This is a genomic window from Actinacidiphila polyblastidii, assembly GCF_036353415.1.
GTDB lineage: Bacteria > Actinomycetota > Actinomycetes > Streptomycetales > Streptomycetaceae > Actinacidiphila > Actinacidiphila polyblastidii.
Genome location: NZ_JAZEWV010000041.1, coordinates 47,115 through 64,033, shown reverse-complemented (window position 1 = coordinate 64,033; position 16,919 = coordinate 47,115). Strand labels below are relative to the sequence as shown.

Annotated in this window: 14 protein-coding genes, 1 rRNA gene and 2 pseudogenes; 13 read left to right on the top strand and 4 right to left on the bottom strand. The window is 75.4% G+C overall.

The window, feature by feature from the left end; all coding sequences use genetic code 11:
• Positions 1 to 116: 116 nt before the first annotated feature.
• The 3 genes and pseudogenes from rrf to V2S66_RS30220 form a co-directional block, all read left to right on the top strand.
• A 5S ribosomal RNA gene (gene rrf, locus V2S66_RS30230) occupies positions 117 to 233 on the top strand.
• Positions 234 to 386: 153 nt separating this feature from the next.
• Positions 387 to 1,085, top strand: a pseudogene (locus V2S66_RS34725) (DEAD/DEAH box helicase); the annotation flags it as partial.
• Positions 1,086 to 1,616: 531 nt separating this feature from the next.
• Positions 1,617 to 2,390, top strand: a pseudogene (locus V2S66_RS30220) (hypothetical protein); the annotation flags it as partial.
• Between the two features lie 377 nt (positions 2,391 to 2,767).
• Here the strand turns inward: V2S66_RS30220 and V2S66_RS30215 are convergent.
• Positions 2,768 to 4,105, bottom strand: a complete 1,338-nt coding sequence (locus V2S66_RS30215) for a DUF1015 domain-containing protein (protein WP_330799929.1) — start codon at positions 4,103 to 4,105, stop codon at positions 2,768 to 2,770.
• 89 nt (positions 4,106 to 4,194) lie between these two features.
• Between V2S66_RS30215 and V2S66_RS30210 the strand changes: the two genes are divergently transcribed.
• Complete coding sequence (locus tag V2S66_RS30210; protein ID WP_330799928.1) at positions 4,195 to 5,217, top strand: HAD-IIA family hydrolase; 1,023 nt, start codon at positions 4,195 to 4,197, stop codon at positions 5,215 to 5,217.
• A gap of 84 nt (positions 5,218 to 5,301) precedes the next feature.
• Here V2S66_RS30210 and V2S66_RS30205 read toward each other — a convergent pair whose 3' ends face one another.
• Both V2S66_RS30205 and V2S66_RS30200 read right to left on the bottom strand, forming a co-directional pair.
• Positions 5,302 to 6,195, bottom strand: coding sequence for a siderophore-interacting protein (locus V2S66_RS30205; RefSeq protein WP_330799927.1), 894 nt, complete (start codon positions 6,193 to 6,195; stop codon positions 5,302 to 5,304).
• A 4-nt stretch (positions 6,196 to 6,199) separates the two neighbouring features.
• Complete coding sequence (locus tag V2S66_RS30200) at positions 6,200 to 7,228, bottom strand: ABC transporter substrate-binding protein (RefSeq protein WP_330799926.1); 1,029 nt, start codon at positions 7,226 to 7,228, stop codon at positions 6,200 to 6,202.
• A 229-nt stretch (positions 7,229 to 7,457) separates the two neighbouring features.
• Between V2S66_RS30200 and V2S66_RS30195 the strand changes: the two genes are divergently transcribed.
• From V2S66_RS30195 to V2S66_RS30185, 3 genes are all read left to right on the top strand, one after another.
• Complete coding sequence (locus tag V2S66_RS30195; RefSeq protein WP_330799935.1) at positions 7,458 to 8,423, top strand: FecCD family ABC transporter permease; 966 nt, start codon at positions 7,458 to 7,460, stop codon at positions 8,421 to 8,423.
• Positions 8,420 to 9,487: a FecCD family ABC transporter permease gene (locus tag V2S66_RS30190; RefSeq protein ID WP_413966518.1), complete on the top strand. Its 1,068-nt coding sequence runs from the start codon at positions 8,420 to 8,422 to the stop codon at positions 9,485 to 9,487. The genes V2S66_RS30195 and V2S66_RS30190 overlap by 4 nt, the downstream gene beginning before the upstream one ends.
• A 113-nt stretch (positions 9,488 to 9,600) precedes the next feature.
• The gene (locus V2S66_RS30185) at positions 9,601 to 10,581 is read left to right on the top strand and encodes an ABC transporter ATP-binding protein (protein ID WP_330799925.1); all 981 of its coding nucleotides are present in this window, start codon (positions 9,601 to 9,603) and stop codon (positions 10,579 to 10,581) included.
• Here V2S66_RS30185 and V2S66_RS30180 read toward each other — a convergent pair.
• The gene (locus tag V2S66_RS30180) at positions 10,529 to 10,876 is read right to left on the bottom strand and encodes an SCP2 sterol-binding domain-containing protein (protein WP_330799924.1); all 348 of its coding nucleotides are present in this window, start codon (positions 10,874 to 10,876) and stop codon (positions 10,529 to 10,531) included. The genes V2S66_RS30185 and V2S66_RS30180 overlap by 53 nt on opposite strands.
• Before the next feature lie 195 nt (positions 10,877 to 11,071).
• Here V2S66_RS30180 and V2S66_RS30175 point away from each other — a divergent pair, with 195 nt between their 5' ends.
• From V2S66_RS30175 to V2S66_RS30150, 6 genes are all read left to right on the top strand, one after another.
• Positions 11,072 to 11,995: a histone gene (locus V2S66_RS30175; RefSeq protein ID WP_330799923.1), complete on the top strand. Its 924-nt coding sequence runs from the start codon at positions 11,072 to 11,074 to the stop codon at positions 11,993 to 11,995.
• Complete coding sequence (locus V2S66_RS30170) at positions 11,988 to 12,272, top strand: hypothetical protein (RefSeq protein WP_330799922.1); 285 nt, start codon at positions 11,988 to 11,990, stop codon at positions 12,270 to 12,272. The genes V2S66_RS30175 and V2S66_RS30170 overlap by 8 nt, the downstream gene beginning before the upstream one ends.
• A 7-nt stretch (positions 12,273 to 12,279) precedes the next feature.
• The gene (locus V2S66_RS30165; protein WP_330799921.1) at positions 12,280 to 13,086 is read left to right on the top strand and encodes a TlyA family RNA methyltransferase; all 807 of its coding nucleotides are present in this window, start codon (positions 12,280 to 12,282) and stop codon (positions 13,084 to 13,086) included.
• Positions 13,083 to 13,997 carry an NAD kinase gene (locus tag V2S66_RS30160; protein ID WP_330799920.1) on the top strand — a complete coding sequence of 305 codons (915 nt, stop codon included), beginning with the start codon at positions 13,083 to 13,085 and terminating at the stop codon, positions 13,995 to 13,997. The genes V2S66_RS30165 and V2S66_RS30160 overlap by 4 nt, the downstream gene beginning before the upstream one ends.
• Before the next feature lie 174 nt (positions 13,998 to 14,171).
• Positions 14,172 to 15,923 carry a DNA repair protein RecN gene (gene recN / locus V2S66_RS30155; protein WP_330799919.1) on the top strand — a complete coding sequence of 584 codons (1,752 nt, stop codon included), beginning with the start codon at positions 14,172 to 14,174 and terminating at the stop codon, positions 15,921 to 15,923.
• 92 nt (positions 15,924 to 16,015) lie between these two features.
• Positions 16,016 to 16,843 carry a hypothetical protein gene (locus tag V2S66_RS30150; RefSeq protein ID WP_330799918.1) on the top strand — a complete coding sequence of 276 codons (828 nt, stop codon included), beginning with the start codon at positions 16,016 to 16,018 and terminating at the stop codon, positions 16,841 to 16,843.
• Positions 16,844 to 16,919 lie beyond the last annotated feature (76 nt).

Sequence of the window (16,919 nt, the reverse complement as noted above, 5' to 3'; positions counted from 1 at the left end):
TTGGTTCCCGGGTTGCGAACAGTCGCACCGGTGAACAGATCCACACAACTGAAAAGTGTGCTTGTTCGCTTGGACTCTGTCGCAGTCCCGCTTGACGCGGGACGGCCCGATGGTGTTTCGGTGGTCATAGCGTTAGGGAAACGCCCGGTTACATTCCGAACCCGGAAGCTAAGCCTTTCAGCGCCGATGGTACTGCAGGGGGGACCCTGTGGGAGAGTAGGACACCGCCGAACAATCTTTCTGGACCCTCGGTCCTGGCCTGAGCGCTGGGATCGGGGGTCCTTTTGCGTTCCGCGCACGATGCGCGCCCTCCCGTCGCTTACGGGAGACTTGAAGTAACACAGCACGATCCGACAGGAGTCACGTCGATGTCCAACTCGTCCGAAGACCGGCCCGAACGCCCTGAGCGTCGGGACTCGCGCGGCGGCGGATTCCGCCGCGAGGACCGACGTGATGACCGCTCGGGTGCGCCTCGCCGCGACGACCGCGGCACCGGTGGTTTCCGTCGCGATGACCGCCCCGGCGGCGGTCGTCCCGCCGGCGACCGCCGTGACGACCGCCCGAGCGGTGGCGGCTTCCGTCGCGACGACCGCCCGGCCGGCGACCGCCCCCGCGGTCCGCGTCGCGATGACGACCGTCCCCGTGGTCCGCGCCGTGACGACGACCGTCCGGGCGGCGGGTTCCGTCGCGACGACCGCGGCACCGGTGGTTTCCGCCGTGACGATCGCCCCGGTGGCGACCGCCCGAGGGACGACCGTCCCCGCTTCGAACGGCCTCGTGACGACCGTCAGGGCGGTGGCGGCTTCCGCCGTGACGACCGCCCCAGCGGTGGCGGCTTCCGCCGCGATGACCGTCCGAGCGGTGGCGGCTTCCGCCGTGACGACCGCCCGGGTGGCGATCGCCCGCGCGGTCCGCGCCGTGACGACGACCGTCCGGGCGGCGGGTTCCGTCGCGACGACCGTCCCGGTGGTTTCCGCCGTGACGACCGCCCCGGCGGCGACCGCCCGCGCTACGACCGTCCCCGTGATGACCGGCCGCGCGACGATCGCCCCAGGGACGACCGTCCCCGCTATGACCGTCCGGGTGGCGACCGTCCGCGTTACGACCGGCCTCGTGACGACCGTCAGGGCGGTGGCGGCTTCCGCCGTGACGACCGTCCGGGCGGCGGTTTCCGTCGCGACGACCGTCCGGGCGGCGACCGCCCCCGTGACGACCGTCCGCGCTACGACCGGCCTCGCGATGACCGCCCCGGCGGCGACCGTCCGCGCTACGACCGTCCCCGTGACGACCGTCCCCGTGACGACCGTCCGCGCTACGACCGTCCCCGTGACGACCGGCCTCGCGATGACCGTCCGCGCTACGACCGTCCCCGTGACGACCGGCCTCGCGATGACCGTCCCCGCTACGACCGACCGCGCGACGACCGTCCGGGCGGCGGTTTCCGCCGTGACGACCGGCCGCGTGACGACCGGCCGCGTGGGCCGCGACACGAGGGAGACCGCGACCGCGGCGAGCGTGGCGGCGGCTACGGCCGGCGTCCCGCGGTGTCCGGCCGTGGCCGGTTCGAGAGCCAGGGCCGCGACGACCGTCGCGACGAGCGCGAGCCGGTCCGCCGGCTGCCGATCCCCGAGGAGGTCACCGGCCAGGAGATCGACCCGAGCGTGCGCCAGGAGCTGATGAGCCTGCCGAAGACGCTCGCGGAGGACGTGGCACGCAACCTCGTGATGGTCGCCAGGCTGCTCGACGAGGACCCCGAGCAGGCGTACGCGTACTCGCGCGTCGCCCTGCGGCTGGCGTCCCGCGTCGCGGCCGTGCGGGAGGCCGCGGGCTTCGCGTCGTACGCCAGCGAGCGGTACGCGGAGGCGCTCGCCGAGTTCCGGGCCAGCCGGCGGATGACCGGCACGGTGGACCTGTGGCCGGTGATGGCCGACTGCGAGCGCGGCCTCGGGCGGCCGGAGCGCGCGCTGGAGATGGCCGGTGCGCCGGAGGTGCACAAGCTCGACAAGGCCGGCCAGGTCGAGATGCGGCTGGTCGCGGCCGGCGCCCGGCAGGACATGGGCGAGGCCGAGGCGGCCGTCGTCACCCTGCAGAGCTCCGAGCTGGCGTCCAGCGCCGTCCACCCGTGGACCGCGCGGCTGCGGTACGCGTACGCCGACGCGCTGCTGGGCGTCGGCCGTGAGGGCGAGGCGCGCGACTGGTTCGCCAAGGCGCTGGAGGCCGACCACAGCGGCACCACCGACGCCTCGGACCGTCTCGCGCAGCTCGACGGCATCGCGTTCGTCGACGCGTTCGACGACGAGGACGGGAAGGACGACGACGCGAAGGACGCGGGCGCGGCCGAGGAGGGCCAGGAGTCCAGCGAGGAGCCTGCCGCCGACGCCGCGGACGACGATGTCGACGCTGACGCCGACGATGTCGACGACCGGGACGACGCCGACGACGCCGAGGACGAGGAGCCGGCCGAGCCGGCCGGGGCCGGGTCGGCGGACCGGGACGACGCTTCCACCGCCACCGCCGGCGAGGTCACCGCGGTGGCCGACGACGCCGAGGACCTGACGGACGAGGCCGACCCCTCCTCCTTCCTGGACTCGCCGTTCCGGGCGCCGGCGCACCCCGAGCGCGAGGACGACTGACCGCTCGGCACCGTAGGCACGACAGGGCGGCATCCGCACAGTGCGGGTGCCGCCCTTCGCCGTTCGTCCGGAGGCACGTCCGGAGGTTCGTCCGGCCGGGCATCGGTCGGGTGTCTGCCGGGGAGACGCCGTGCTCAGCCCAGCTCGACGCTCCGCATCACCAGCCCGCTCGCCGGTTTCGGCCCGAAGGACGTCGACTTGCGGGGCATCATCACGCCCTGCCGGGCCAGGTCGAGGACGACGTGCTCGTCCACCGGGTGCATCAGGACGGCGGTTCCGCCCAGCTCTTCGGCGAGGGCGACCGCCGCGGCGGCGTCATGGATGTAGCGGATGTGCTCGGGGGAGTCGGGGAGCGCCCATACGCGGTCGAGGAGCAGGCTGTGCAGCACGGTCGCGTCCAGCCGCCGCCACGGCTCGGGGCGGTCGGGCGGCAGGGACGCGTCGATCCGGCGCGGGTCCGGCCGGTCCAGCAGGTGCAGGCCGTCGCCGGCCAGCACGAAGGCGTTGCCGTCGGCGGCCGCGGCGCCGAGCGCCGCGAGGGCGTCGTCCAGGGTGCCGTCGAGGCGGCGCACCCGGAAGACCTCGCGTGCGGCCTCCAGCGCCGCGGCGACCGGCAGGAGCGGCAGGACGCGGTGGATGGCCCGTACCCGCAGCGGGTAGCGGGCGGTGTCGACGAGCAGCACCAGGCCGAAGTCCCAGGGGGTGCCGGGGGGATGGGCGGCCTGCAGCTGCCGGTAGGTGGCCCAGCGGTGGTGGCCGTCGGCGATGAGGGCCTGGCGGGTGGCCAGGTCGGCGTCGACGGCGGCCAGGTCCGCGGGGTCGGTGAGGGCCCACAGCCGGTGCCGTACGCCGTCGTCGGTCGTGGTGGCCAGCAGCGCGTCGGGGCCTTCGCCCGCCGCGGTGCGCGCGATGATCCGGGCGGTGGCCGCGCCGTCGCGGTAGGCGAGCAGCAGGGGTTCGAGGTTGGCGCCGGTGGCGCGCATGAGCGCGGCGCGGTCGGCGACCGGGCCCGGCATCACATCCTCGTGCGGGAGGACCACGCCGTCCCCCGGCGGGCTCAGCCGCAGTGCGCCGATGACGCCGCGTTGCAGGTGGCCGCCGTCGCGCTGTTCGTAGACGTAGACGGCGGGTTCCGGGTCGGGGGCGAGCACGCCGTCGCCGAGCCATCGGGCGAGGGTGCGGGCGGCCTTGCGGTGCCGGTCCTGTGCGGTCTCGGCGTCGGGCAGGATCAGCCGGACGACGTTGTGCGGGTCGGCGGTCTCCAGCCGGCGCTGGCCGTCGGGGCGCACCACCACGTCGTACGGCGGCGAGGTCACGGCGGCGAGGCTGCCGACGCGCTCCGGCACGTACCGCAGGCCGCGGAACGGGGCCAGGCGCAGTCCGCCCGCGGCCGGGTCCGCCGGGCCTGGGGTGCCGGGCGTGCCGCCGGTGCCTGGTGTGCCGCCGGTGCCGGGCGGGCCGGGGGTGCTCATCCGCGCCATGTTACGGCAGCGGGTGGCGCACCAGGAGGGGCGATGAGGGATGATCGAGGGGTCGACGACCTGTGAGGAGCGAGCCCGTCATGACCCATCGGACCAGCCCGGACGGCAGTGCGGAAGCGCTGGACAGGGCGTACGACACGGCGTTGCTCGACCTCGACGGCGTCGTGTACGCGGGCGGTGACGCGATCGCGCACGCGGTCGATTCGCTGGAGGCGGCGCGCGGGCACGGGATGCGGCTGGCGTACGTGACCAACAACGCCGCCCGCACGCCGCAGGCGGTCGCCGAGCACCTCACGCACCTCGGGGTGCCCGCGAGCGCCGACGAGGTGGTGACCTCGGCGCAGGCGGTGGCCCGGCTGATCGCCGATCAGGTGCCGGACGGCGCGAAGGTCCTGGCGGTCGGCGGTGAGGGACTGCTCGCCGCGCTGCGCGAACGCGGCCTGGAGCCGGTGGAGTCCGCGGCCGACGGGCCGGCCGCCGCCGTACAGGGCTACTCGCCGGAGCTGCGCTGGGCGCAGCTCGCGGAGATGGCGTACGCGGTCAACGCCGGGGTGCCGTGGTTCGCCTCGAACACGGACCTGACGATCCCGAGCGCCCGTGGCATCGCCCCGGGCAACGGCGCGGCCGTGGAGGTGGTGCGGATCGCGACCGGCGCCAAGCCGCAGGTCGCGGGGAAGCCGTTGCCGCCGATGCACCGGGAGACGGTGATCAGGACGGGCGCGCAGCGCCCGCTGGTGGTCGGCGACCGGCTCGACACGGACATCGAGGGGGCGTTCGCGGGCGGTGTGGACTCGCTGCTGGTGCTCACCGGGGTGACCACGCCGGCCGGGCTGCTCGCGGCCGAGCCGCGGCACCGGCCGACGTACGTCGGCGCGGACCTCAGGGACCTGCTGCGCGGGCAGCCCGAAGTCGACACGGCCGGGGAGGGCTTCGGCTGCGGCGGCTGGACCGCGGCTGCCGGCGACGGGGTGCTCACCGTCGACGGATCGGGCGAGCCGCTCGACGGCCTGCGCGCGCTGTGCGCCGCCGCGTGGACCGCGGCCGGCGACGGCTCCTGCGACCTGGACGCCTCCAAGGCGCTGGCGCGGCTGGGTTTCGCGTGACCGGCGGGCTCTTGCCCGCGGCGGCCGCGCCCACCTCTTGAGGGCGGCGGCGTTGCGGGCGGCGGCTCCGCGCCCGTGGCGGTGTCAGTCCTCGCCGGCGGCGGCCACGCCTTCGGCGAGCAGGTCGTCCTCGGTGGTGCCGCGTCGCCAGTAGCCGGTGAAGGCCACCCGGCGGCGGTCCAGGCCGTGTCCGCCGACCAGGCTCCGGCGCAGCGCGCGCACCGAGGACGCCTCTCCGGCGAGCCAGGCGTACCCGGCGGCCGGCGGCCCCGGCAGCGGCCGCGCCGCGACGGCCTCGGCGAGCGGGAGGTCCGACCGCCCGCGCACGACCCAGGTGACGTCCGCGGCCGCGGCCGTGGGCAGCGGCACCCGGTCGTCGGGGTGCGCGACCTCGATCCACGCCCTGACCGGCAGGCCGGCCGGCAGCGACGCGAGGATTCCCGCGACCGCGGGCAGCGCGGTCTCGTCGGCGGTGAGCAGCACCCAGCGCGCGTCGTCCGGCAGCCGGAAGTCGACGCCGCCGTTGTCGCGTACGACCGGCGCCAGGATGGACACCAGGTCGCCGGGCGCGGCGCGGCCCGCCCAGCGCGAGGCGGGGCCGATGTCGCCGTGCAGCGCGAAGTCGACGTCGACCTCGGCGGTCCTGCCGGCTGCCGCGGGCCGCGCGTCGCGGATGGTGTAGGTGCGCATGATGCCGCGCACCTCGGGGTCGAGGGCCCGCCAGCGCGGGTACCACGCGGAGTCCAGGACGTCCGGCAGGACCGGTGCCCGCTGGCCCGGCTGCGGCAGGAACAGCTTGAACCGCTGGTCGCGGCCGCCGCTGACCACCGCGCCCAGCTCCTCGCCGCCGAGGACGACGCGCAGCAGGGTGGGGGACAGCCGCAGTGTGCGGACGACCCGGGGATGGAAGAAGGCGTACGGCGCGGCGGCCGCCTCGGGGGACGGGGCCGGTTCGGACGTCGTGGTAGCGGTCGACATGGCGTCAGCTCACCTTCCTGGCAGCGGTGATGGCGGCGGTCAGCGCCTCGATCTGCACCGCGCACTTGTCGTACGAGAAGATCGGCTCGCTCGGCCAGCCGAGGATCTGCCCGGCCTTGACCGCGGGCAGTCGCGCCCAGGTGGGCTTGCCGGTCAGGTCCTTGGGCTGGAGGGTCGCCGAGCGGTTGTCGAGCAGCAGGACGTCGGCCTTGTACTTGTCGGCGGTCTCCCAGCTGAGCGTCTCGAAGAAGCCGCCCTGGACCTTGTCCGGCAGAACGAAGTCGACGCCGAGGCTCTTGTAGTAGGTCAGGTCGGCGGCCGAGGGCGGGGTGGAGACGTAGAAGGAGTCGGCGCTCGCCGAGCAGGCCATGACCTTGATCCCGGGGTGCGCCTTGACGGCGGCGCGCAGGTCGGCCGACGCCTTGTCGAAGCGGGCCTTCTTTGCGGCGTTGCCGGCGGAGGCGAGGTCCGCGCCGAGGGACGCGGCCAGTTCGGCGTAGCGCCGCAGCGGGGTGGTCAGCGGCACGCCCGCGACGTCGATGCCGACGCTGGGCGCGAGGGCGAGGATCTTCTTGGCGCTCTCGTCGGGGACGTACCACAGGGTGGGGGCCTCGTACATGTGGCTGATCAGCAGCTGAGGGGCGAGCGCCGCGTACTTCTCGATGTTGAACTCGCCCCAGGTGTTGCCGATCACGGTGACCTTGTGGACGTCGAGGCCGCCGGCCTGGGCGTCGGCGGAGCCGTCCTTCCTCGTGGTCGGGCCGAAGACGCCGGTGCACTCGATGCCGTAGTCGTGCAGCGCGGCGGCCGTCCCGACATAGGCGACCAGCTTGGTCGGCGTACGGTCGAGGGAGAGCGCCTTCTCGCGGTCGTCGGTGAACTTCCAGGGTCCTGCCGGGGTGGCGGCCGTACCGGCCGCGCCCTTGCCGCTGCCGTCCGCGCTGCCGGAACCGTCCGAGGAGCCGCCGCACGCGGCCAGCAGCGCACCGAGTCCGACGGTGCCGCCGGCGGTCAGCAGACCACGGCGGGACATTCCGGACACCGGTGTGAAACGGGAGGTATGCATAAGAATGCCGCTCTACTCGGAGGTGCGTTGGCGAAGTTAGGCTAACCTAACTTGGGTGTTGGTCGATCGTCACACCCCATCCGCCCCGGGCCCGAACCGGGACGCCCCAGCCGGGCGCTCCGCCGGGGACTGTGCCGCGCGCGCCCGCGGCGCCGGCCGGCGTCCCGCGCACGGCGCCACCGCCAGAACCGCCGGACTGCTGCTGGCCCTCGCCCTGCTCGCGCTGCTCGTCGTCGCGAGCGTCGCGATCGGCACCAAGGACATCCCCGTCCAGCACGTCTGGCACGGCCTGTTCCGCTACTCCGGCACCGACGACGACGTGGTGGTCCGCGAACTGCGGCTGCCCCGCACGCTGCTGGGCCTGCTGGTCGGCGCCGCGCTCGGCATCGCCGGCGCCGCGATGCAGGCGCTGACCCGCAACCCGCTCGCCGACCCGGGACTGCTCGGCGTCAACGCCGGCGCGGCAGCCGCCGTCGTCAGCGCCATCAGCTTCTTCGGTGTCACCTCGATGACCGGCTACGTGTGGTGCGCGATGGCCGGCGCCGCGGTGGTGTCCGCGCTGGTGTACGCGGTCGGCGGCAGCCGCTCGGCGACCCCGGTGCGGCTGGCGCTGGCCGGCACCGCGGTCACCGCGCTGCTCCAGGGCTGGACCAGCGCCGTCGAACTCACCGACAACGTCGCCCTGGACCGGATGCGCTTCTGGCAGGTCGGATCGCTCGCCGCCGCGGACATGGCGACCGTGCGGCACGTCGCACCCTTCATCGCGGCCGGCGTGCTGCTCGCGTTCGCCACCGCACGGCCGCTCAACGCCATCGCGCTCGGCGACGACACCGCGCGCGGCCTCGGCGCCCGGCTGACCCGCACCCGGGTGCTGGTGATGGTCGCCGTCACGCTGCTGTGCGGCGCGGCGACCGCCGCCTGCGGGCCGATCGTCTTCGTCGGGCTGATGGTGCCGCACGTCGTGCGCGGCATCACCGGACCCGACATGCGGTGGACCCTGCCGTACGCGGCCGTGCTGTCGCCGGTGCTGCTGCTCGGCGCGGACGTGATCGGACGGGTCGTCACCCGGCCCGCCGAACTCCAGGCCGGCATCGTCACCGCGGTGCTCGGCGGGCCCGTCTTCATCGTCCTGGTCCGGCGCGGAAGGATGGCCGAGCTGTGAGGAGAACGCACCGGCCCGCCGGCGGGTCCGGGGGCGGCGCCCTGCTGCTCCGCAAAGGCGCCTTGTCGATACGCGGCGACCGGCGCGCCCTGCTGGTCTGCGCGGCGCTGCTGCTGATCGCCCTCGCCGGGGCCGTCGTCCTGATCGGCACCGGCGACTACCGCATCGCGCCGCTGGACGTGCTGCGCTCCCTCACCGGCCACGGCGACCCCGGGCAGGACTTCGTGGTCCGCCAACTTCGCCTGCCCCGCGTCGTGGTGGCGCTGCTGGTGGGCGCCGCCCTCGGGATGGCGGGCGCCGCCTTCCAGACCGTCTCCCGCAACCCGCTCGGCAGCCCCGACGTGATCGGCTTCGGCCAGGGCTCGGCGGCCGGGGCGCTGCTGGTCATCGTGGTCCTCAAGGGCTCGTCCTACGAGGTCGCGGGCGGCGCCGTGGCGGGCGGCCTGCTCACCGGGCTCGCCGTCTACCTGCTGGCGTGGAAGCGCGGCGTGCACGGCTACCGGCTCGTGCTGGTCGGCATCGGCGCGTCCGCGGTGCTCTCCGCGGTCAACAGCTATCTGCTGGTCAAGGCCGACTTCGTGGACGCCGCGCGGGCCGTGGTGTGGCTCACCGGATCGCTCGACGGCCGCGACTGGGCGCAGGTGTGGCCGCTGCTCGCCGCGTGCGCCGTGCTGATGCCGGTGCTGCTCCTGCAGAGCCGGAGCCTGCGCGTCACCGAGATGGGCGACGACACCGCGCACGCCCTCGGCGTCCGCGTCGAACGCACCCGGCTGGTCACCGTGCTGGCCGCGGTGCTGCTCACCGCCTGCGCGACCGCGGCGGCCGGGCCCATCGCGTTCATCGCGCTCACCGCACCGCAGCTCGCCCGCCGGCTCGCCCGTTCGCCCGGCGTGGCCCTGGTGCCGTCCGCCCTGATGGGCGCCGCCCTGCTGGTCGCCGCCGACTGGGCGGCGCAGCGCGCCTTCGGCTCCGGCCAGGTCCCGGTCGGCGTCGCCACCGGGGTGCTCGGCGGCGGCTACCTGCTGTGGCTGCTGATCGCCGAACGCAGAGCGGGCCGGATGTGAACGGGCCGGAGGTGAACGCGCCGGAGGTGAACGAGGCCGGACACCGGCCGCCTCCCGCCGCGTCCCCGCCCCTGCCGCGGCCCACGACCCCACCATCTCCGGGAGGACCCCGCATGACCCGCAGCACCGACAAGTCGACCGCCCCGACCGGCCCGGGGCTTCCGGCCGTCCCGGGCGTCCCGGCGCAGCGCCTCGCCGCCGAGTCCGTCACCCTCGCCTACGACCAGCGGGTCATCGCCCGGGACCTCTCGGTGGCGATACCCGACCAGTCGTTCACCGTCATCGTTGGCCCCAACGCGTGCGGCAAGTCGACGCTGCTGCGGGCGCTGTCCCGGCTGCTGAAGCCGGCCGAGGGCAGGGTGCTGCTGGACGGCAGGGCGATCGGGACGCTGCCCGCCAAGGCGGTGGCGCGCACCCTGGGCCTGCTGCCGCAGAGTTCGGTCGCCCCCGACGGCATCACCGTCGCCGGGCTCGTCGCGCGCGGCCGCTACCCGCACCAGGGGCTGCTGCGGCAGTGGTCCGCCGAGGACGAGCGGATCGTCGACGAGTCGATGGCGGCGACCGGTGTGGCCGCGCTCGCCGATCGCTATGTCGACGAACTCTCCGGCGGCCAGCGGCAGCGCGTCTGGATCGCCATGGCGCTGGCCCAGCAGACGCCGCTGCTGCTGCTCGACGAACCCACCACGTACCTCGACATCCAGCACCAGATCGACGTCCTCGACCTGTGCGCGGACCTGCACGAGCAGCGCGGCCGCACGCTCGTCGCGGTGCTGCACGACCTCAACCAGGCCGCCCGCTACGCCACCCACCTGATCGCCATGCGCGACGGCCGGATCGAGGCGCAGGGGCGGCCCGCCGAGATCCTCACCGCCGCACTGGTGGAGGAGGTCTTCGGGGTGCGCTGCCGGATCATCGAGGACCCGGAGAGCGGCACGCCGCTGGTCGTCCCCTCGGCCCGCCGCGCCACGAGGCCGGCGGACACCGCCGTCACGGCGGGCCCGGCCACCGACCCGGCGGACACGGCGTCCTCGGATGCCGCGGCTACAGCAGCGACCGCAGCCGCAGCACGTCCCGCAGGCTCGCCTGCACCCTGACCCGGCCGGTCGCCCACGCCCGCGCGAAACCCAGCTCGCCGGCGACCATCGCGACGAGGTCGTCGCTCCTCATCGACAGCCGGATCTGGGCCTTGCGCCCCGGCTGTCCCTCGACGGTGACGACGTCCCTGATGTGGCCGCCCTCCAGCCGTCCCACGAAGGTGACGTCCAGATCGGCGATCCGGCAGTCGAGCGAGCGGTCGAGTGCCGCCGCGTCCCGCGCGGACCCCTCGGCGCCCGCGAGATGCGCGGCGAACCTGTCGAGTGCGGTACGGCACTCCTCGACGGTGGCCATGGGTGAGGTGCCCCCTGACGGTGCGGTGCGCCGGGCGGGCCGGCCGTGCGGTGGTGCGGGCCGCCGAGGCGTACGGCTGCCGTGCCCGGACGACGCTACCGCAGCCACCGTGATCGTTACCGGAGGGCCGGAGGCGGTAGCGTCATGCCCACACGCAGGACCAAAGGGACAACGGCAAGGCGAGGAGTGAGGGCGATGCGGGACGCACTGCGTACCTGTCTGCAGATCGCGGGCGGCCTGACCGAGGCCACCAGGCGCCGTACGGTCGACGCGGCGAGGGACCTGCTCGATCAGGCCGGGATCGACGTCGGCGCGGTCCAGCAGCGGATCGGCTCGGCCATCCCGGCGGAGGTGCAGACCCTCGCCGACGAGCTGATGGCGACCGGCCGGGCCAACCGCGACCTGCTCCTCGGCGTGGTCAGGGACGAGGTCGACAAGGCGATGGGCCGGGTCGGCCGGCTCGCCGACGAGGTGACCAAGGTCGGCGTCGTGCTGGAGACGCTCGAACGCCGCATCCGCAACCTGGAGTCGACCGAGCCGGAAGGCACCCCGCCGCCCGCCGAGCCCGCCCCGCCGGTGCAGCGCGTCCACGTCGAGCCCGAGCCCGAGCCCGAGCCGGAGCCGCAGCCGCGGCCCGCCGCCGCGCCCGTGGCGAAGAAGGCCGCCCCGGCGGCGAAGAAGACCCCTGCGGCGGCGAAGAAGACGCCGCCCGCGAAGAAGCCGGCGCCCGCGGCCGAGCGGACCGCCGCGCCCACCGCGAAGAAGGCCGCGCCGGCCAAGAAGACGACTGCGGCCGAGAAGACGGCCCCCGCCGCGAAGAAGACCGCCCCGGCGCGGAAGACGGCAACCTCGAAGAAGACGGCCGCCGCCGCTCCCGCTCCTGCGGCGCAGAAGGCCGCTCCCGCGCGGAAGCCGGCACCTTCGAAGAAGGCGGCCCCGGTCGGCCCGGAGGCGGTGGAGAAGACCGCCGCCGCCGCGGCGAAGAAGTCCTCTCCCGCCCGGAAGCCCGCGGCGGCGAAGAAGAGCCCGGCGGCCAGGAAGACCACCGCCGCCCGGAAGAGCACGGCCGCCAAGCCCGCCACCCCCGACACGTCCGGGTCCGGGTCCGGCGATGAGTGAGACGTACGACCTCCCGGGCGTGGAGCCCGCCGCCCCGTCCGCCACGAGCAGCGTCACCAGCACCGGCACGGCCGCCGTGCCCGAGCCGGAGTCCGCGCCCGAACCCGAGCCGCTGGGAGTCGTCCTCGGGGAGACCGGGAATGCTGAGGTGGACACCGCGGTTGAGCGGCTGCGGGACGCGGACGGGCTGCCCGTGCACGCGCACACCGAGGTGTACGAGGATGTACACCTGGGACTGCGGGACGCGTTGACCGCGCTGGACGAGAACAGGGGCTGAACCGTACGTGGCACGACGCCGACTCGACGCTGAGCTGGTGCGCCGGAACCTCGCGCGTTCACGGGAGCACGCGAGCCAGTTGATCGCCGCCGGTCGGGTGACCGTGGGCGGGGCGACCGCGACCAAGGCCGCCACGCAGGTGGAGACCAGCGCGGCGGTCGTCGTCGCGCGGGACGACGCCGAGTCCGACTACGTCTCGCGCGGCGGCCACAAACTCGCCGGCGCGCTCGCCGCGTTCCTGCCGCGGGGCCTGGTCGTCGAGGGCCGCAGGGCGCTCGACGCCGGCGCGTCCACCGGCGGTTTCACCGACGTCCTGCTGCGCGGCGGCGCCACCGAGGTGGTCGCCGTCGACGTCGGCTACGGCCAGCTCGCCTGGTCGCTGCAGAGCGACGACCGGGTCATCGTCAAGGACCGTACGAACGTACGGGAGTTGACGCTCGACGCGATCGACGGGCGGCCGGCGGAGGTGATCGTCGGCGACCTGTCCTTCATCCCGCTCGGCTTGGTGCTGCCCGCCCTGGTGCGGTGCGCCGCGCCGGACGCCGATCTGGTGCTGATGGTGAAACCGCAGTTCGAGGTGGGCCGGGAGCGGCTGGGCAGCGGCGGCGTGGTGCGCAGCAGCGCGCTGCGCGCCGAGAGCGTGCTCAAGGTGGCGGAACAGGCGGCCGAGCTGGGTCTCGGCGTGCTCGGCGTGACCGCGAGTCCGCTGCCGGGCCCGTCGGGCAACGTGGAGTATTTTCTGTGGCTGCGCGCCGGCGCCCCCGCGCCGGACCCGGCCGAAGTCGACCGTGCTGTGGCGGAGGGGCCCCGGTGACCGGAATCAGTGAAGTGCAGGACCGCACCGTGTTCCTGCTCACCCACACCGGCCGCGACTCCGCGATCCGCAGCGCCGAGCGGGTGGTGCAGGGCCTGCTGCGCTGCGGCATCGGGGCGCGGCTGCTGGAGGAGGAGGCCGCCGACCTGACGCTGACCGAAGGCGTCGAGCTGATCGGTGAGATCGGCCCCGCCGCGGTCCAGGGCTGCGAGCTGATCATCGTGCTCGGCGGTGACGGCACGCTGCTGCGCGGCGCGGAGTTCGCCCGCGCGTCGGGCGTGCCGATGCTCGGCGTCAATCTGGGCCGGGTCGGCTTCCTCGCGGAGGCGGAGCGCGACGACCTCGACAAGGTGGTGGACCGGGTCGTCACCAAGGAGTACGAGGTCGAGGAGCGGATGACGCTCGACGTGCTGGTCCGCACCGACGGCCGCATCGTGCACACCGACTGGGCGCTCAACGAGGCGTCGGTGGAGAAGGCGTCCCGCGAGCGGGTGCTCGAAGTGGTCACCGAGGTCGACGGCCGGCCGGTCTCCGCGTTCGGCGGCGACGGTGTGGTGTGCGCCACTCCCACCGGCTCCACCGCCTACGCCTTCTCGGCCGGCGGCCCGGTCGTCTGGCCCGAGGTGGAGGCGCTGCTGATGGTGCCGATCAGCGCGCACGCGCTGTTCGCCAAGCCGCTGGTCACCTCGCCGCGCTCGGTGCTGGCCGTCGAGGTGCAGCAGCACAGCCAGCACGGCGTGCTGTGGTGCGACGGCCGCAGGTCGGTCGAACTGGCCCCCGGCGCACGGGTGGAGGTGCGGCGCGGCGCGGTGCCGGTCCGGCTGGCCAGGCTCCACCACGCGTCCTTCACCGACCGGCTGGTGGCGAAGTTCGCCCTCCCCGTGGCGGGCTGGCGCGGCGCCCCGCGCTAGCACATCCGTGCGCCCGGCCTCTTTCGCGGCCGGCTCGGCATCGGGCTTCCACCCCGCTTCCCCTGTGCTTCCACCCCGCTTCCGGCAGGCCCGGCCCGGCGCGGCGGGGGGCTCCCGGCGGTCCGGGGGGAGGCGGCGCGCGGCGCCCGTCGCGCGTTCGGCCGTAAACCTCGTATGGTCGTACCCGTGTTGGAGGAAATGCGGATCAGGTCGCTGGGAGTCATCGAGGACGCCGTGGTGGAGCTGTCGCCCGGCTTCACGGCGGTGACCGGCGAGACCGGCGCGGGCAAGACCATGGTCGTCACCAGTCTGGGCCTGCTGCTGGGCGGCCGCGCCGACCCCGCGCTGGTGCGGATCGGCGCGGACAAGGCCGTCGTGGAGGGCAGGATCAGCCTCCGGCCCGACGCGCGCGCCGCGGTGCGGGCCGAGGAGGCCGGGGCGGAGCTGGACGACGGCATGCTCCTGATCAGCCGCACCGTCTCCGCCGAGGGCAGGTCCCGCGCGCACGTCGGCGGGCGCACCGTCCCGGTCGGGCTGCTCGCGGAGCTGGCCGACGACCTGGTGGCGGTGCACGGGCAGACCGACCAGCAGGGCCTGCTGCGTCCCGCCAGGCAGCGCGAGGCCCTCGACCGCTACGCCGGGGACGCGGTGGCCGCGCCGCTGGCCAAGTACGCCTCGGCCTACCGACGGCTGCGGGAGGCGGCGGTGGAGCTGGAGCAGCTGACCACCCGGGCCCGCGACCGGGCCCAGGAGGCCGACCTGCTGCGGTTCGGCCTGGAGGAGGTCGCCGCCGCGGAACCGCAGCCCGGTGAGGACGGCGAACTCGCCGCCGAGGCCGAGCGGCTCGGGCACGCCGAGGCGCTCGCGCAGGCCGCGACCGTCGGGCACGCCGCGCTCGCCGGAAACCCCGAGGACCCCGAGGGCGTCGACGCGGGCACTCTGGTCGCGGGGGCGCAGCGCGCGCTCGACGCGGTCAGCGCCCACGACCCGGTGCTCTCCGCGCTCGCCTCGCGGCTCGGCGAGGTCGGCATCCTGCTCGGCGACATCGCCGGTGAGCTGGCCGGATACGCGGACGATCTGGACGCCGATCCGCTGCGGCTGGCCGCGGTCGAGGAGCGCCGCTCGATCCTGTCCCACCTGGTCCGCAAGTACGGCTCCGACATCGACGGCGTACTCGCCTGGGCCGAGACCTCCGCGGCGCGCCTGACCGAACTCGAGGGCGACGACGACCGGATCACCGAGCTGACCGTGGAGCGGGACGCCCTGCGCGCGGAGCTGAGCGTGCTCGCCCAGGCGCTGAGCGACGCGCGCGCCGAGGCGGCCGGCCGGTTCGCCGCGGCCGTCACGCAGGAGCTGGCGGAGCTGGCCATGCCGCACGCGCGGGTCACCGTCGCGCTGCGGCAGACCGAGGCGCCCGACCCGGAGCACGGTGTCGACGTCGGCGGCCGCGCGGTGGTCTTCGGGCCGGCCGGCGCGGACGAGGTCGAGCTGCTGCTCGCCCCGCACCCGGGGTCGGCGCCGCGCCCCATCGCCAAGGGCGCGTCCGGCGGCGAGCTGTCCCGGGTCATGCTGGCCGTCGAGGTGGTGTTCGCCGGCTCCGACCCGGTGCCGACCTACCTCTTCGACGAGGTCGACGCGGGCGTCGGCGGCAAGGCGGCGGTCGAGGTCGGGCGCCGCCTCGCCCGGCTGGCGCGCACCGCGCAGGTCGTGGTGGTGACCCATCTGCCGCAGGTCGCGGCGTTCGCCGACCGCCAGCTGCTGGTGGAGAAGCGCAACGACGGGTCGGTGACCCGCAGCGGCGTCACGGTCCTCGAAGGCGAGGACCGGGTGCGGGAGCTGTCCCGGATGCTGGCCGGCCTGGAGGACTCCGAGCTGGGACGCGCGCACGCCGAGGAGCTGCTCGCCGCGGCCAAGGCCGCTCGCTGACCCGCCTGCCCGCCGACCGGCCGCCTGCCGACCGGCGGGCGCCGATCGGGCCGCGCGCCGGCCGCGCACGGCCCTACCCGAGGGGGAGAGCGATGAGCGTCAGGAACGCCGTGGCCGTCGGGGCCGCCGCCGCAGCGGCGACCCGGGCCGCGTACCGGCAGCTGCGCCGCCGCCCTCCGGTGGAAGCGCGCATGTGGCACCGCACCAACCACGCCGGGCGCGGCGTGGAGCTGTACGGCGGCCTCGCCGCGGCGGCCGGTGCGGCCACCGCGATGGCCACCACCCGCGGTTTGACCGCGCGCACCCGGCTGGCCGCGGTCGGCGCGGCGCTGGCCGCGGGCGCCTGCGGCGCGTACGACGACCAGAAGGGCTCACCCGACGAACGCGGCTTCGCCGCCCACCTGACGGCGCTGCGCGGCGGCCGGCTCACCTCCGGCGGGGTGAAGCTGCTGGGTGTCGGCGCCGCGGGGCTCGCGGCCGGTGCGCTGCTCAAGGCGAGGCCGCTGGACCAGCTGCTGGCCGGGGTGGTGGTGGCCGGCGCCGCCCACGCGGTGAACCTGCTGGACGTGGCGCCCGGCCGGGCCGCGAAGGCGGTGATCGCCGTGGGCGCGCCGGGACTGCTGCGCTGCGGGCCGGGCGCGCTGCTGGCGGCCGCGCCCCTGGGCGCGGCGGCGGCCGTGCTCGGCGACGACCTGTGCGAGCGGACCATGCTGGGCGACGCGGGCGCCCACGCGCTGGGCGCGGCGCTCGGCACCGCCGTCGTCGCGGCGAACGGGCGGCTCGGGCTGCTGCTGCACGCCGTCGCGGTCGTCGCGATGGCCATGGCGGGGGACCGGCTCTCCTCCGACGCACGGCTCTGGAAGGCGCCCGGCGTCCGCCGGCTGGACGCCTGGGGGCGGTTGGCCCACCCGTACGGGTGATCCCTGGCCCGGATGAGCGGGCCGGACGCCCGCCGCGGCGGCGAAGCCGTGGCCCCGGCCTGGCATCCTGGGAGCG